The following is a 15,141-nucleotide window of genomic DNA, read 5'->3' as shown; positions in this document are numbered from 1 at the left end:
GGCGGGGCGTCCCGGGCGCTAGGGTGCGGTGGGTCGCGGCCGAATCACGGGGGCCGTAACACGGCGGAAACAATAGGGATACGCCCGGGCAACCGCCGCCCCATAGCGTCGCGACCAGCCTTCGAAAACCTGTGCCAGGAGGACGTGTGTTCGCCAATCCCGAGGAACTCCTGCGATACCTCAAAGACGAGGACGTCAAGTTCGTCGACGTACGGTTCTGTGATCTTCCGGGCGTGATGCAGCACTTCAACATCCCGGTGGAATCGTTCGACGACAGTGTGGTCACCGACGGTCTCGCCTTCGACGGATCGTCGATCCGCGGGTTCCAGGCCATCCACGAGTCCGACATGATGCTGCTGCCGGACGTGACGACGGCCTTCATCGACCCGTTCCGCATCCAGAAGACCCTGGCCCTGAACTTCTTCATCCACGACCCGTTCACCCGCGAGGCCTACTCGCGTGACCCGCGCAACGTGGCGAAGAAGGCCGAGACCTACCTGGCGTCCAGCGGCATCGCCGACACGGCGTACTTCGGCGCCGAGGCCGAGTTCTACATCTTCGACTCGATCCGCCACTCCACCGCCGCCCACGAGTCCTTCTACTACATCGACTCGATCGAGGGCGCCTGGAACTCCGGCAAGGACGAGGAGGGCGGCAACCGCGGCTACAAGACCGCGTACAAGGGCGGCTACTTCCCGGTCGCCCCGGTCGACCACTACTCCGACCTGCGCGACGCCATGGTCCGCCGCCTGATCGACGTCGGCTTCACCGTCGAGCGCTCGCACCACGAGGTCGGCACCGCCGGCCAGGCCGAGATCAACTACAAGTTCTCGACCCTGCTGCACGCCGGCGACCAGATGCAGATGTTCAAGTACATCATCAAGAACACCGCCTGGGAGCACGGCAAGACCGCGACCTTCATGCCCAAGCCGCTGTTCGGTGACAACGGCTCCGGCATGCACACCCACCAGAGCCTCTGGCTGAACGGCGAGCCGCTGTTCTACGACGAGACCGGCTACGCGGGCCTGTCCGACACGGCCCGCTGGTACATCGGCGGCCTGCTGCACCACGCGCCGTCGCTGCTCGCGTTCACCAACCCGACCGTCAACTCGTACCGGCGCCTGGTGCCCGGCTACGAGGCCCCGGTCAACCTGGTCTACTCGCAGCGCAACCGCTCCGCCTGCACCCGCATCCCGGTCACGGGCAGCAACCCGAAGGCCAAGCGCGTCGAGTTCCGCGTCCCGGACCCGTCGTCGAACCCGTACCTGTCCTTCTCGGCCCAGATGATGGCCGGCCTCGACGGCATCAAGAACAAGATCGAGCCCCCGGCCCCGATCGACAAGGACCTCTACGACCTCCCGCCGGAGGAGTGGGGCAACGTCAAGCAGGTCCCGGGCTCGCTGGACGCGGTCCTGAACAGCCTCGAGAACGACCACGAGTTCCTTACGGCCGGCGGCGTCTTCACCGACGACCTGATCTCGACCTGGATCGACTGGAAGCGCACCAACGAGATCGACCCGGTCCGCCTCCGCCCGACCCCGCACGAGTTCGAGATGTACTACAACGTCTGACCCTCGGGCCTGACGGAGGAAGCGGCGGTCATGCTCGGCTCCCAGCCGACGTGGCCGCCGCTTCCCGCATCCCGAGCGTCGACCGGGGGGCAAGGACACGACACCACCGGTGGTACCGCTTTTCCTTGGGCGCAGCGCCGGCGTGGCCGGAGCGGGTCAGGCGTATTCCTCGAAGGCGGCGCGGGCGAGCAGGTGGCGCAGCAGCCTGATAGCCACGTCCCGGTCTCGGCTGAACCGATAGGTGTAGGTGTCCTCGGTGCCAGGGGAGGCCGTGGCGACCAGGGCCGCGGCGGTGCTCGGGGTGAGGATCGCGATGACGGTGTGTTGGAACAGCGGATCGCCGCTCGGGAGGGCGGCCAGATGTACGCGTCGGATCGGGCGCAGCGCCGCGTCGGGGGCGAGCAGGACGGTCATCGCGCTGCCGCGGGCGACGTGGTTCGCGGCGGCGAGCGGCGCCCCGGAAGGGAAACGACCGTTCGGGCAGACGATGGCCATCGCGGCCGGGATGTCGCTGCTGGTGGCGGTGCGTTCCAGACGCGCGGCCAGTTCGCGCACGAGCGACCCCGGTGCGATGATCTCCTCGCCAGGCAGGACGAGCGGGTCGAGGTTGTCGCCCTTCACCGCGGCCGGCGCCGGCAGAGTGATGCGGCCATCGTTTCCGCCGGACAGCTGGGGTACGGTCGCGGCCGCGCCGAACAGGTAGCCTTGCCCGAGCCGGGCACCCAGACCGCCGGCGAGTGGCAGTTGATGGTCGTGTTCGATGCCTTGGGCGACGACCAGCGCGCCGGTGGTTCGTCGGTAGTCGGCCACAGTGTCCAGCACCATCGCGGCGTGAGCGTTGGGGGCGTGACCCAGCAGACTCATGTCGAGTTTGATGACATCAGGCGCCAGGAGCGGCAGCAACGCCAGCGCGTCGATGCTCGCGCCGAAGTTGTCGACGGCCACCCGTACGCCCAGGGCGCGGACCCGGTCGGCTGCGTGCACGGCGAGCAGCGGGTCGCCTGTGAGTACCGCATCGTCGATCTCGGTGACGACCGTGTACCGGTCGATGGCCTCGCGCAGCGAGTCGGCAAGGTCGTCGGGTACGTCGGCGAGCAGCCCTTGGGGAAGGGCGTTGACGAACAGCAGCGTCTCGTCGGGCAGGTCCAGCTTGAGGACGGCGTCCGCGGCGACCGAACGGGCGACCGTGTCGAGCTCGGGGAGCAGACCCTTGAACGACGCGGCGGTCAACATCGCGGCGGGGGAGGCGAGCCGCGTGTTCACCGGACCACGGGCGAGGGCCTCGAAACCGATAACGTGCCGGTTGTTCAGGCTGACCACAGGCTGGAACTCAGCGGTCAACAGCCGCTGTTCCACGATCTTCTCGATCGTCGCGCCGTCGGTCGGCCGCGGGGCCCCAGCCCTCCCGACCACAGCGGCCACCGGGCTGGGCAGCGGCGTCTCGCGCCGGAACAGCACTGTCATGGCGGTCCAAGGCTCCTTCTGGGATCACGGCCGTGCCGGGACGATCCGGCCCATTGCCAACTCCCCTCTATCGGCATCCCTCGGCGCCCCTTGCGCCGAGGGCTTGTGAGGTCTCGCACAGGAGTCGACACGGAGTCGCTCGGCTCTCCAAGTGACCGAAGACGGCCATGACACAGTGGCCTGCACAGACGTGGCCGCCGCTTCCCGTGTTCCGAGCGCTCCGCCGACCAAGCGCGAGTGGGACACGGTTGTCGTTGGCATCGCAGGCGGCAGCTTTATCCCGTCGGGGATCGGCCGGCCAGCACGCGCAGTCGCCGCGCCGCATACTCCGTAGCGGAGATGATGCCCAGCCCGTACCGCCCTTGGTCGTCGCAGCTGAAGCCGAGGCCGAAGCTGGCGACCGTGTCCTCGAGCCCTGCCCAGGTGACCTGCACATGCTGCGCGGTGGGGTCGTGGATGACTCCGGGGTGCCCCTGCCACAGCCGGTCGCACACGGGAGCGGGGTAGTCGAGTCCCACGACCAGGAGGTCCGGGTCGGTGGTCGTCGCGGAGAGATACTCGACGAAGAGTCCGGTCGACAACCTCTCCAGGGTCAGGACGTCTGGGTCAGCCATCACCAGAGGCTATGTGATCTTCGCTGGGACCTGTTCCGTACAGTGCGGGCCCGAGTTCCATCCGACTGAGTGCCGGGGTCGGGTCAGTCGGCCCAGTACCAGCCGTCGCCCAGCGGCGTTCGGTTCGGGCAGACGTCGTACTTCTCCACCTGGCGGGCGATCTCGACGTCGAGGTTCAGGTATCCGATGGCACAGCCGTGGACCACGCCGGCGCCGTTTCCGTGGCTGTCGCCTCGGGCCGCCGTCACCGGAAGGAAGAGCACGGACTTCAGCTCCTTGGGGAGGTCCATCGCGGCTACCCAGCCACTTTTCGACAGATGCGCCAGTTCGTCGGGGAGCCGCGAGCCACCGGCCGTATCGGCGTTGTACAGGCCTTGGCGTACCTGGTCGACCAGCTTCGCGAAGTCCTGCCTGTTCTCGCGGTAGAACTCACGCGCGTGCAGCGGCCTCCAGTCGACCACGCTGATCACGCCGGCGCTCAGCAGGCCCAGCGCGGCGGCCGCCGCCGCCACGGAACGTTTCGATCGTCGCCAGAAGATCACGATGCAGGTCACCGTGACGACGGTGGCCGTCAGCCAGCCCACCCCGTGCAGCACCAGCACGGTAGGGCCGTATCCGACGAAGCGGTAGGCGAAGAACCGCTCGGCGGCGAAGAGCAGCCACAGCACCACGACGACCGCCAACCACCGAGGCGCACTTCGTGACGAGTCGATCATGACTTGACCGTACCCGGATGGCGATGTTCCGGCGGTCAGGCCCGGCTTTCGGCCGGCATCGCCGCCTGGGTGCCGTAGCCGACCTCGACCCGGTTGCGCCCGCCGTCCTTGGCGCGGTAGAGCGCCTGGTCGGCCGACTCCAGGAGCTCGACCACCGACCCCTGCGACACCGACAGGCAGGCGATTCCGATGCTGCAGGTCACCGGTACGGGCGCCGCGCAGCCGGCGACGGCGACGCGGAAGCGTTCCCCCGCCTCCCAGGCCGTGGCGGCGTCGACGCCGGGAAGGATCACGGCGAACTCCTCGCCGCCGTAGCGGGCCACCACATCCGCGCCCCGGGCGGTGCTGCGCAGGGCTGCCGCCGCGGCGCGGAGGGTGTCGTCGCCGGCCTGGTGGCCGTACGTGTCGTTGATCTTCTTGAAGAAGTCGAGGTCCACCAGGGCGACCGCGAGCGCTTCGCCGGTGCGGTGCGACTCGGTGATCAGCCGGCTGAACGCCGTGTCGAAGGTCTTGCGGTTGGTCAGGCCGGTGAGGCCGTCGGTCTCGGCGGCCAGCCGCAGCCTTTCGACGAGGACGGCGCGGGACAGGGCGAGGCCGACGTGCGCGACGGCCTGCTGCAAGGTGGACATCATGCGGTTCTCGACGCGCTTGCGGGTGCCCATGTCCACCACCAGCCAGCCCTGACCCGCGGCGCCGATCGGGATGGGCAGGATCGCGAGGTGCTGCGCGCCGGGCAGGCGGCTGAGCAGGTACGCGTCGTCGTGCGGTTCGAGGCCCTGGGCGAGGATCGGCGTGTCCGTGGCGCTGGACAGGATCGACTCGTGGCCGGGAGCCGGCAGCGGGGTGGCGCTCGGCGGGAGGGCCGGCCAGGCGGCTTCGAACGGTCGCAGTCCCCGGCTCTCCTCGTCGTTCTCGACCGGCTGCACGACCACGAGGGCCCGGGCGCCGAGCATGTCCTCGACGGCCGTCCGGGCGAGCGCGGTGGCGATCGCGACGTAGTCGGCCGAGGTCTCCAGGCCGACGGCGAGTGACCGCAGCACCTCGGCGTCGTACCGGCGGCGGCGCAGCTCGCGCTCGTTGAGGGCGGCGAAGGACGAGGTGGCGAGCGCGGCGGTGCCGAGCAGGACGACGAAGGTCAGGTAGGGGGCGAACGGGAACGGGCCGTCGGCGTTGGTCAGCAGGCCCACCTGTTCGGCCTGGAGGATGCAGAGCACGACGAGGGCGTGCCACACCGCCACCTTGCCGCCCGACCGGAACGACGTCAGCAGGCTCACGCCGCACACGTGCAGCAGCATCAGCACGCTGACCACACCCGTGATTCCCCCGTACGCATGCAGTGCGCACGCGAGTGCGACGCCGTCGACCAGCAGGGCGACGTTGACGGCGAGGATGGCCGTACGCCGGCCCACCAGCGGCGCAGCCAGCGTCACCACCGCGGCCAGGGCGAAGCCCACCGCGACCATCAGCAGCGCGGGGCTGTCGGTACGGCGCTGGCCGGGCTGCAGCAGCCAGAGGAGGCCGACCGCCACGCCGAGGCCGACGCGCAGTGACGTGGACCACCGGATCCGGTCGGTCAGCGGCAGCATGCCGAAGCGCCAGGGCTGGGTCTTGTCATTCACGGGTTTCTCCACGCAGTGGTACCGGCGGTCGGGAAGGGCTGGTCGGGGTCGCCGTAGAGCGGCGCGTGGGCGATCTTCGGGTCCTTGCGGTCGACCCGGTCCTGCAGGAGGAGGAACAGGAAGACCGCCAGGAGCAGCAGCAGCGGGAAGCCCGAGTTGCGGGCCACGCCCTGCAGCAGGTCCACGGTGCGTTGCAGTGTCGTCGGGCCGCCCCAGCCCTGGCGTGCGGACGGCGGGGCCGGGGACCAGCTGGGGTTCGGCTTCGCCGTTGGGCTCCGCGTCGGCTTCGACCTCGCCGGCGGTGTGGTCGTCGGTGGGCCGGAGGCCGGCCGACGGGTCGCGGGCGGGGTGGTCGCGGGCGGTTCGGCGGCGGGCGGGTTCGTCGCGGGCGGCTCAGTGGCGGGCGGGGCAGGCGCGGGCGGGTTGGTCGCGGGCGGGGTGACCGGGGTCGCCGTGGGGTGCAGGAGCCACACCAGGGTCGCGACGGCCTGCTGGTCCGCCGCGCGCGGATCGTCGGCCACCTCGACGGCGATGCGGAACGTCCGCTGTTCGGCGCTCTGCGGCTCCCAACCGGTCGAGACGGTGCCGGTGTGGGCCAGCGAGCTCGCGAAGAAGGCGGTGCCGTCCGGCGCGAAGTCGTCGCAGGCTTCCGACGTACCCGTTCCGGCTGTGACCTCCATCCGCAGCCACGGCGCCAGCGCGCCGCGCACGTCGCTGACGGTGAAGTCGACGGCCGACCCGGCCGAGGTCGCGTCGACGACCAGGCAGCGTACGTACTGCCGACCCGGGGTCATGCCGGTGAGATCGAACAGCGGCGCTGCCTGACCGGCCGTGGTCCCGCCGCCGGTCAGCGAGGCGGAGGCCAGTACGACGGCTTCCGGCTCTGCCGTCACGGTGGCCGGGTTCCGCTGGTGCAGCCAGGCGCCCAGCCCGACGACGACCACGGACAGGAGCAGGAGCACCGTTCGCGGCCGGATCGACGAGCGTGCCGGCCGGGACATGCCTCCTCTATCGGCGCCGCGCCCACCCGGTTGAGACAGACCTGAGCTTCAGGATCCTCAGGCGCGTCCCCCCGCGGTCGAAGTTCTTCACCGACACGATCCAGGGGGAGACGATGCAGCACACGGGCCGGCCGGCCGCCCGCCACCGCCGAGAAAGACCGAAGGCTGCGGTCGCCGTAGGCGTTATCGCTGCAGCGGTGATCGGCTCCGGCTTCGTGGTGTACGAGGCGTCCTCAGCCGACTTCGTCACCAGTGCGGAGAACCCGAACAACTCCTTCACCACCGGCGCCTTGGAGCTCACGGACAACGACAGCGACAGCGCCCTGTTCTCCGTGTCGAACCTCATCCCCGGCGCGAGCGGATCGTCCTGCATCACGGTGACCTACGACGGGACGGTGGCGCCGTCCGCGCCGGTGCAGCTCTACGTGAAGACGGGCGACGCCACCGACACGCCCGGCAGCGGCGGCGGGGGAGCGACGCCGAACATCAACTGGAGCATCGAGACGGCGACGGGTGCCGGCGTCTTCGGCTCCGGCGCCTCGTGCACGGGCCTGGCCGGCACACCGATCTTCGGCAACACTGCCGACACCACCATCACCGCGGGGCGCATGCTTTCTGACTTCGTCGCCAAGAACGCGTACGACCCCAGCGGCGTCACCAGCGTGTCGTCGGGATGGCTCCCGCCCGCCAACGTGGCCAGCACGAAGGTTTTCCGCTTCACCTACAAGCTGGCGACGAACACGCCGAGCTCGGCCATGGGCGCCACCGTCGATCTGAAGATCACATGGGAAGGGCACAGCTGACCCGGCGTACGGAATCCCGGCGCCCGAATCCGGCCCGGCTGATCTCGTACGCCTCGCTCGGTCTGTTCACGCTGGCCGCGAGCCTGGTGTTGTCGTCCCTCGCCCCGCTGGCGGTCGGCTGGAAGCCGTCGGTCGTGCTGACCGGCTCGATGCAACCGACCATCGCGCCCGGCGACGTCGTCATCGCCGAGCCCGTCGGGCCCGCCGCCCTCGGGCCGGGCCGCGTCATCCGGTTCGAGGATCCGACGCGCCCCGGCCACTACCTGGTGCACCGCATCGTCGACATCAACCCGGACGGGACGTACGTCACCAAGGGCGACGCGAACAGCGTCAACGACCCGCGCCCGGTGCCCGCCGCCGCCATCACCGGTGCGCTGCGCCTGCGCGTGCCGTGGGTGGGGCTGCCCCGCACGTGGGCGGCGAACGGCGACTACGGCCCGCTGCTCATGCTGGCCGGAGCCTTCCCGCTGGTCTGGTCACTGAGGTGGCTGGGCGAGAGGGAACCGCCCGCCCGCCGCCACCGCCGTACGCGTAAGGGCATCCACCGATGACTCGGGCACGCAGCTGGATGCTCGCCGTCGTCGCCCTCGTGGCGGCCTGGTCGATGCTCACCACGACCGGAACATCCCAGGCGGCGTTCGTCGTGCGGTCCGCCAGCGGGTCGAACGCCCTCACCACCGCCACACTGGACCCGCCGGGCAGCTTCTCGGCCAACCGGCCGTGCACGCCGCTGGGGCCGGGATACCGGGACTCGACCACGAACAGCTCCCTGATCGCCTCCTCGTTGACGCTCACGACCCCGTCCACTTCCGCCGGCGACTACCTGATCATGTCGGTGGTGGCGTACAACGGCGCGGGCAACGGCGTACCGACGATCACCACCCCCGCCGGTTGGACGTCGCTGGGCAGCAACTTCATCGCCGGAGGGACCATGGACCTGCGGCTGGCGGTGTTCGCTCTGGCCGCACCGGCCTCGCCGCCCGCGAGCTATGCGGTTTCGCTCAGCTCGGTGGGCGTGGTAGCGGGGACGCTCACCTCCTACGCCCACATCAGCGGACTGGACGCCTCCGCGAACAGCACGGGAAACACTGCCACTGCAGTGGCACCCGCGATCCCCGCCGCGGCTCCCAACGAGCTGCTGGTGTCGGTATTCGCACACACCGGCGCCTCCTCCACCCCCGCGGGCATGACGCCGAGCGTCGCGGTCGCCGGCACGGGCGTCGGAATCGACCAGTATCACGAGCTCCGGTCCGCGGCGGGCGGCACCGGCACCCGCTCGAGCGGCATCAGCGGCACGAACCCTTCCTGGGTCGCCTTCTCGGTCCTGCTCACCGGGTCCGGTACCGGCTACGACCCCACGATCGACCTGAGCTGGACCGCGACACCGGACACGTGGGCCACCGGCTACGAGATCGTCCGCAGCGGGGGACCGACGACTTCGGTCGGCGGCCGGAACACGGTCGGCTGGAGCGACACCATCACGTCGGCGACGAGTGGCTACACCTACACCATCACCGCGGTCTACGGCACCTGGCGCTCATCGACCCGGAACGTCACCGTCCTCAGCTGCTGATGCGCGGCCCGGGGCGATCAACCGTTTCCGGTATGCCGACGGAGATACGCCACCTTGCCGCTCAGCTCGAAGTTGACCAGTTCCCATCCCCGGGTCTCCAGCATCTCCACGGCGGTGAAGACGGCATCGACTCGCGCGGCGTGTCCGGAGGCACCGAAGAACCCGACAACGCTGGTCGGGTTGATGGATACGTAGATGTAGCGGAAGGGATACCCGTCCAGGTTGACGCGACCGGCAAGAATCTCGTCGGCGATGAACCAGCGCGGCGGACGAGGCGCGCTCATCCCGGCACCAAGTCGTCGAGGACATCGTCGGCTATGTCACCCGCGTCGCTCAGCTGCGTTCTGCCCGTCTCGTCGGCCGCGACGAGTCGTACGGTGGCGACCGCGTTTCCCCAGCGGGTGCGTACGACGATTCCACGGCCTTCGTCCATGACGAAGCCCACGTCGCCGACCTGGATCGACTCGGTCTGATCGGTGCTGAGCGTCCGCCATTCGGCGTCAGCCGCCTCTTGTCGTGCCCAAATGTTGATGCGGGCGTTCACGGCGGCCCCTCGCCCGTCGGTGGAGCCCCATTGGCAGTCGGCGTTCGTGACGATGCTGGTGGCGGCGTAATCATCGGTGGGTGTACCGGCACCGCCCGCGCCGATTCGCCGGGCTGCGCTGCTGGTGAGCTGTGGGCACTTCGACCGCAGGCCTTTCCAGTGACCGCCTGGTGCCGGCAGGGACCGGATGACGGCGGACCTCGAGGGATTCGGAATGCCGCTTTCGATCGGTGAGGTGTCGGGGCTCGCGCAGCCGGTGACGATCCCCACCACGATAAGAAGGCCCGCGACAAGCCGTACGGCTCTCATCGGGTGACTGCCTGCGGCCACTTGCCCTGCGGCAGGCCGGTGTGGTCGCCATATTCGACGGCGAGTTCGGTGATCTTCTGCAGGACTTCGGCCAACCGCTTGGCGAGGTTCGTCAGATACTGCGCCAGCTGGGTCGTGCACTCACCGAAGAACTCGGAGAGGTGCAGGGCGCCTTGCTGTACGGCAGGAACGTCGCCGGCCGCGGCCTCTGCCACATCGCTGGTGATGGCGATCAGGACGCCGACGATCTCAGCGACCCGGTCGGCCAACTCCACGATGTACGCCGTATTGGCCTGAGCCACATCGGCCAGCCACAGGCTCGTGGCCTTCACCTTGTCGACGACCGCTCCCACCGCATCGCCCTGGTCTTGAACCCGGATCTTGTACGCCTCGTGGGCGGGGCCCCGCCAGTTGTAGAGGGCGGCGGAGGTGGGGGAGAGATCGGGCCCGATGTCGGACAGCGGCGTGTTCACCTTCGTCGCCCAGTCCAATCCGACCTCGAACAGCGACAGCACGGGGAAGGATCCGTTGATCGCCTTCTCCGTGGTCTGGAGGATGGCATCCACTTTTCCGCGGGACTCCTCGATCAGAGCCCGAATCCGTTCGATGCCTTCTCGGATGTCATCGGTGATCCATTCAGCAAGCTTTTCCCACCAGTGATCCCCGTCGAGAGCCTGTTGAACGCGGAGGAGGAACGCATTGATTGCGTTAATCAGGTTGTTCCACTCACGCTGGACGCCCGCGACTCCGCCTTCCAGCACGCCGACGCCGGCGCGGAACGCTCCTATCGTGGTGGGCGCGAAGGTCTCGGCAGTGCCGGTCTGACCGGGTGTCTTCGGTTCAGGCTGCGTCACGACAACTCCATGGTCAGGACGACGCGATTGCGTCGAAGTTCTGCGCCACGTCCGCGTCGGCATTCGCGTACCACTTGGCGTTCTTGGTCAGGGCATCGCCCATGCTGTCGAACTCCTGGGCGGCCTGTGCGAACAGCGAGTTGAGCCATTCGTACACCGTGTCGTATGCGGCCTTGAGGTCCATGGCGGTGACCGCCCCGGTCATGGCATCGGTCACCGCGAAGGCTGTCGCCTGCAGGCTCTGACCCTGGGCGGCCTGCGAGACTTTGCGCATTCGGCCTGCCAGCTCGTGCCACTTCTCGGCTTCCTTCTCAAGGCCGTCGACTGCCACCTCGACGGCCTGGTCCGAGAACCAGTTGTAGTCGGACATCACAGCTCTCCCATGGCATCGAAACGGCGTCGAGCGGCAAGGAGCACTTCGCGTGCGTCGGCCGCCAGCTCGGCGCCATCACCCGGACCGAGGCCCTGCTCGTTGACCGTCGCGCCCATCACGGCCGAGCCGGACACCTCGACCCGGAAAAGTCCTCGTGGCCCGGTCAGCTCACGTCGGGCACCACTGTCACGCTCGCGAGCGAAACGCTCGGCCTTCGCCAGGGTCCGCGCCGCTCGCTCGAGCTTGCGACCGAGTTCCTCCGGGAAGTTCGGTGCGTCGTACGGCGGAAGTTCTTCATGCGTCCCAGTTGAGGAGGGGATCCGATACGCCGAAGCCGGTACGGCGGCGGAGCGCCCGTGGTGATTGAGCACCATGCGAGCCAGCCCGGCCTTGTCGCGGGCGAAGCGCAACGACGCGAGAACCGCCGCCGCGACACCACGCGGGCCGACGGCGTCCCACCAGCCATCGCTGATCCCGACCTCCAACAGGTTGCCGCCCAGGTCGACCACGCAGTAGACGGTTCCCGAGCTGTCCGTACCGTCGATCGCCCCCAGTCCAGGAACCGGATCGCCAGGGGGCGAGCCTGACATCATGTCTGGGACGTTCGCGATGAACCGCCGGGCGTCCCGCTCCTGAAGCTCACTGACCATCTATTCGTTCGCCCCCCGCCTCATGATCGTCGATCATGGTACGACGGTTCCTCGACTTGTTGGGGGTGCGTGTGTTGCGGTGGGCCGGACGTGACGCATTGACCTGGCTAGATTGACGTTTGTCATGGTTGGGGCCGGGTAGCCCGCAACTGTGAGTAATCGTGACGATGCCATCGTGGCGCGCCGGACGTTGATCGTCATCGGGCTGGTGCTTGCCACGCTGTTGGTTCTTTATCTGATGCGGGCGACCAGCCAGGTGCTGACCTGGATCGTGATCGCGGCGTTCTTCGCCGTGGCCCTGCACCCCGCCGTGAACTGGGTCGAGCGCCGGGTCGCCTTCGGCAGGCGCTGGTTGGCCACGTTGCTGGTCTTTCTCGGTGCGGTCCTGCTGCTCGGCGCGCTCGCCACGGTGTTCATCGTGCCGCTGGTGCGGGAGGGGTCCCAGGTCGTCGCCGACTTTCCGAAGATCATCGAGGATGCGCGGTCCGGGCGTGGTCCGGTCGGAGGGCTCATCGAGCGCTATCACCTTCTTGAGTACGCCCAGAGCCACGCCGACCGCTTCCGCGAGTACGCCTCCGGGCTGGGCGCCCCCACCCTTGCCCTGGTGCGGGGGGCGGCGACGAGCGTGGCCGGCATCGTGACGATCTTCGTGCTGGCGTACCTGATGGTGCTCGAGGCGCCGAAGATCGTGCATGGTTTCCTCGCGCTGTTCGACGACCGGCGCGCCGAGCGGATTCGCCGGGTCGGACACGACTGCGCGAAGACCATCACCGGTTACATCACCGGCAACCTGCTGATCAGCTTCATCTGCGGGGCGCTCACGTACGCGGTGCTGGCGATCCTCGGGGTCCCGTACGCGGGCTTGATCGCGTTGTTCGTGGGTCTGGCCGACCTCATCCCGCTGGTCGGTGCGACGCTCGGCGCCGTCATCGCGACGCTCGCGGCGTTCGTGGAGTCGACCACGGCCGGCATCGTCGTCATCGTGTTCTTCGTGCTGTACCAGCAGCTCGAAAACCACCTGCTGCAGCCGATGATCTTCGCGCGCACGGTGAAGGTGAACCCGCTGACCGTCCTGATCGCCATCCTGATCGCGGTGGAGCTTGCGGGGATCCTGGGGGCGCTGCTGGCCATTCCGGTCGCCGGCATTCTGCAGATCGTCGCCCGCGACCTCTGGGACACCCGCCGGGGCCGGCTCAAGTCCGAGCCCACGGTGGGGGAGCGGGAAACGCCGGTGGACCGGGCGGACCCGCCTGCTCTGCCCGCCCACGAGGGCGCCCGCACCATCGACGTGCCCCGCAGCGATCCGGTCCAGCAGCCCCGCTGAGTCAGCCCTGCCGCTCCGGGCGGCCGGCGGACCGGGCTGCCGCGGGCACACTCAGCAGGCGGCCGAAGTCGGCGGCCGGCATGTACACCCAGCCCGGCGGCCAGGTGTCATGGCGGCCGTCGCGGGCCAGGACGCGGGCGTGCTCCAGGGAGCTGTCCGACGCGAAGGTCGCCTGGTCGAAGCCGGCGTCACCCGAGAAGATCGCGTCGTTGAACCAGGCCACGTCGGCGAAGGTGGCCGTACGGAAGCTGATGCCGCCGCCGAAGTTGCCCTCGCCGAACCATGCACCCGCGGCGAAGGCCGCACCGTCGAAGGTGGCCTCCGCCGAGAAGGAGACGCCGCTGAACTCGGCGGTGCCGTCGAAGGTGACCGCGCGGAACGTCGCATCGCCCGCGAAGTCGGCTCGGCGGAAGCGGGCGTCCGCGCCGAAGCAGGCCCTGTCGAAGGAGACCACGTCGCTGAACCGCGTCTTGCGGAACCAGGCGGTGCCGCCGAACTGGGCGCCGCTGAACCAGCCGATCCCGGAGAAGCGCGCGCGGTCGAAGTCCGCCTTCGCGGCGAACACGACCTCCCGGAAGCCGGCGTTGTCGCGGAACGTCGCCCCGCGGAAGTCCGCCTCGAGGTGGAACGACGCGGCCCGGAACTCGACGTTGACGTGGAACGCCGCGGTGCGGAACCATGCGCCCTGGCTGAACGTGGCATCGGTGAAGTCGGCGACGCCGTGGAAGGTGGCGTCCCGGAACGACACGTCGTCGGCGAACGCCGCCTGGTTGAAGTCGGCGAAGCCCGCCACCGAGACGTGGCCGAACGTGGCCTGGTCCGTGAAGACCGCCTCCGGGAACCGGGCGTCGCCGCTGAACCGGGCGCCGGCGAAGTCGGCGGCGCCGGTGAAGGTCGCCGCCGCGAACGACGCGGTGCCGTGGAAGGTCACCGACCCGAAGCCGGCTCTGCGGACGTGCCCTTGGTCGCCGTCCCAGTTCACCAGGGCGGCGCCGGTGAGGTCCACGTCCATCCCGGGCCAGAAGGGCTGATGCGGGTCGGGCCTCAGCAGGGCCGCCTGGTGCGGTTCGACGTCGGCGGGCAGCCGGAGGTGGGTGCTGAGGATGCGCTGTGCCGTCATCCGCACCTGCAGCTCCTGCCGGGCGAGCCGGGCGTCGGCCGTGACGAGACCCGGTCCGGGCAACGGCAGCCCGGGTGGCGAAGCGTCTGCCGCCCGCGCCGGCGGCATCGGCGGCGTATAAGGCATGCGAAGGTACGCACAGAGCACGTTGACGATCGTCTGCCGCTGCCCCGCGTTGTTCTGCGCCACGCGTTCCAGCGCGTACAGGCCGGCGAGGCGGACGGCGGCGTCGGCCGAACCCAGCTGCTCCGCCGCCTTGGTGTACAGGTCGGTGACCCGGCGTTCGGTGGCGTCGGCCTCGGTGTGCGCGTGCTTGAGGAGCTCGAGCTCGTGGGTGTGCTCGGACAGCCGCTGACGGCGTACCGCCAGCAGGAGCGCGGCCGCCGCCCCGCTGGCGGCGAAGAAACCGAGCCCGTACTTGATGGCCTCGATCTGCAGTTTGGCCCGCTCGTCGCCGGTCACGTCGGCCGCGATGAGCAGCATCGCCACGAGCGCGAGGATGCCGATGCCGAAGACTGTGCAGGCCAGGGCCAGCACGCCCCGGTCGGACAGGAACCACGGCCAGCGGAGGGTACGCATGCCGCCATGGTGGCAAACGCCCTCAAA

16 protein-coding genes are annotated in these 15,141 nt (G+C 69.3%); 5 read left to right on the top strand and 11 right to left on the bottom strand.

Annotated features, from left to right (window positions below; genetic code table 11):
• Nucleotides 1–146: 146 nt before the first annotated feature.
• Complete coding sequence (gene glnA, locus AB0J80_RS08630) at nt 147–1,571, top strand: type I glutamate--ammonia ligase (protein ID WP_364701977.1); 1,425 nt, start codon at nt 147–149, stop codon at nt 1,569–1,571.
• A gap of 156 nt (nt 1,572–1,727) precedes the next feature.
• Here glnA and AB0J80_RS08625 read toward each other — a convergent pair whose 3' ends face one another.
• The 5 genes from AB0J80_RS08625 to AB0J80_RS08605 form a co-directional block, all read right to left on the bottom strand.
• Nucleotides 1,728–3,035, bottom strand: coding sequence for an EAL domain-containing protein (locus tag AB0J80_RS08625; protein WP_364701974.1), 1,308 nt, complete (start codon nt 3,033–3,035; stop codon nt 1,728–1,730).
• A gap of 275 nt (nt 3,036–3,310) precedes the next feature.
• Entirely contained in the window at nt 3,311–3,649 is a 339-nt protein-coding gene (locus tag AB0J80_RS08620) for a hypothetical protein (protein WP_364701971.1), read from the bottom strand.
• Nucleotides 3,650–3,732: 83 nt separating this feature from the next.
• Entirely contained in the window at nt 3,733–4,365 is a 633-nt protein-coding gene (locus tag AB0J80_RS08615) for a hypothetical protein (protein ID WP_364701968.1), read from the bottom strand.
• Between the two features lie 35 nt (nt 4,366–4,400).
• On the bottom strand, nt 4,401–5,984 hold the full coding sequence (locus AB0J80_RS08610; protein WP_364701966.1) for a GGDEF domain-containing protein: 1,584 nt from the start codon (nt 5,982–5,984) through the stop codon (nt 4,401–4,403).
• Entirely contained in the window at nt 5,981–6,985 is a 1,005-nt protein-coding gene (locus AB0J80_RS08605; RefSeq protein WP_364701964.1) for a hypothetical protein, read from the bottom strand. The genes AB0J80_RS08610 and AB0J80_RS08605 overlap by 4 nt, the downstream gene beginning before the upstream one ends.
• 197 nt (nt 6,986–7,182) lie before the next feature.
• Here AB0J80_RS08605 and AB0J80_RS08600 point away from each other — a divergent pair, with 197 nt between their 5' ends.
• Genes AB0J80_RS08600 through AB0J80_RS08590 form a run of 3 tightly spaced genes read left to right on the top strand, consistent with a single transcriptional unit; the run spans nt 7,183 to nt 9,361 of the window.
• Nucleotides 7,183–7,788, top strand: coding sequence for a hypothetical protein (locus AB0J80_RS08600; RefSeq protein WP_364701961.1), 606 nt, complete (start codon nt 7,183–7,185; stop codon nt 7,786–7,788).
• Nucleotides 7,770–8,339, top strand: a complete 570-nt coding sequence (locus AB0J80_RS08595) for a signal peptidase I (RefSeq protein ID WP_364701958.1) — start codon at nt 7,770–7,772, stop codon at nt 8,337–8,339. The genes AB0J80_RS08600 and AB0J80_RS08595 overlap by 19 nt, the downstream gene beginning before the upstream one ends.
• On the top strand, nt 8,336–9,361 hold the full coding sequence (locus AB0J80_RS08590) for a hypothetical protein (protein ID WP_364701955.1): 1,026 nt from the start codon (nt 8,336–8,338) through the stop codon (nt 9,359–9,361). The genes AB0J80_RS08595 and AB0J80_RS08590 overlap by 4 nt, the downstream gene beginning before the upstream one ends.
• A 17-nt stretch (nt 9,362–9,378) precedes the next feature.
• Here AB0J80_RS08590 and AB0J80_RS08585 read toward each other — a convergent pair whose 3' ends face one another.
• Genes AB0J80_RS08585 through AB0J80_RS08565 form a run of 5 tightly spaced genes read right to left on the bottom strand, consistent with a single transcriptional unit; the run spans nt 9,379 to nt 12,091 of the window.
• Entirely contained in the window at nt 9,379–9,645 is a 267-nt protein-coding gene (locus AB0J80_RS08585; RefSeq protein WP_364701953.1) for a hypothetical protein, read from the bottom strand.
• Nucleotides 9,642–10,214 (bottom strand): hypothetical protein, encoded by a 573-nt coding sequence (locus AB0J80_RS08580; RefSeq protein ID WP_364701951.1) that lies wholly within the window; start codon nt 10,212–10,214, stop codon nt 9,642–9,644. The genes AB0J80_RS08585 and AB0J80_RS08580 overlap by 4 nt, the downstream gene beginning before the upstream one ends.
• On the bottom strand, nt 10,211–11,068 hold the full coding sequence (locus AB0J80_RS08575) for a hypothetical protein (protein ID WP_364701948.1): 858 nt from the start codon (nt 11,066–11,068) through the stop codon (nt 10,211–10,213). The genes AB0J80_RS08580 and AB0J80_RS08575 overlap by 4 nt, the downstream gene beginning before the upstream one ends.
• A gap of 13 nt (nt 11,069–11,081) precedes the next feature.
• Nucleotides 11,082–11,438 (bottom strand): hypothetical protein, encoded by a 357-nt coding sequence (locus tag AB0J80_RS08570; RefSeq protein WP_364701945.1) that lies wholly within the window; start codon nt 11,436–11,438, stop codon nt 11,082–11,084.
• Entirely contained in the window at nt 11,438–12,091 is a 654-nt protein-coding gene (locus AB0J80_RS08565) for a hypothetical protein (protein WP_364701943.1), read from the bottom strand. The genes AB0J80_RS08570 and AB0J80_RS08565 overlap by 1 nt, the downstream gene beginning before the upstream one ends.
• A 175-nt stretch (nt 12,092–12,266) precedes the next feature.
• Between AB0J80_RS08565 and AB0J80_RS08560 the strand changes: the two genes are divergently transcribed.
• The gene (locus AB0J80_RS08560) at nt 12,267–13,415 is read left to right on the top strand and encodes an AI-2E family transporter (RefSeq protein WP_364701940.1); all 1,149 of its coding nucleotides are present in this window, start codon (nt 12,267–12,269) and stop codon (nt 13,413–13,415) included.
• Between the two features lies 1 nt (nt 13,416).
• Here AB0J80_RS08560 and AB0J80_RS08555 read toward each other — a convergent pair whose 3' ends face one another.
• Nucleotides 13,417–15,114 carry a pentapeptide repeat-containing protein gene (locus AB0J80_RS08555; RefSeq protein ID WP_364701938.1) on the bottom strand — a complete coding sequence of 566 codons (1,698 nt, stop codon included), beginning with the start codon at nt 15,112–15,114 and terminating at the stop codon, nt 13,417–13,419.
• Nucleotides 15,115–15,141: the final 27 nt, after the last annotated feature.

This window comes from Actinoplanes sp. NPDC049548 (assembly GCF_040676695.1).
In the GTDB taxonomy this organism is placed as follows: Bacteria; Actinomycetota; Actinomycetes; order Mycobacteriales; family Micromonosporaceae; genus Actinoplanes.
Note: the sequence above shows the minus strand (reverse complement) of the source record. Positions and strands in the feature narration are given on the sequence as shown.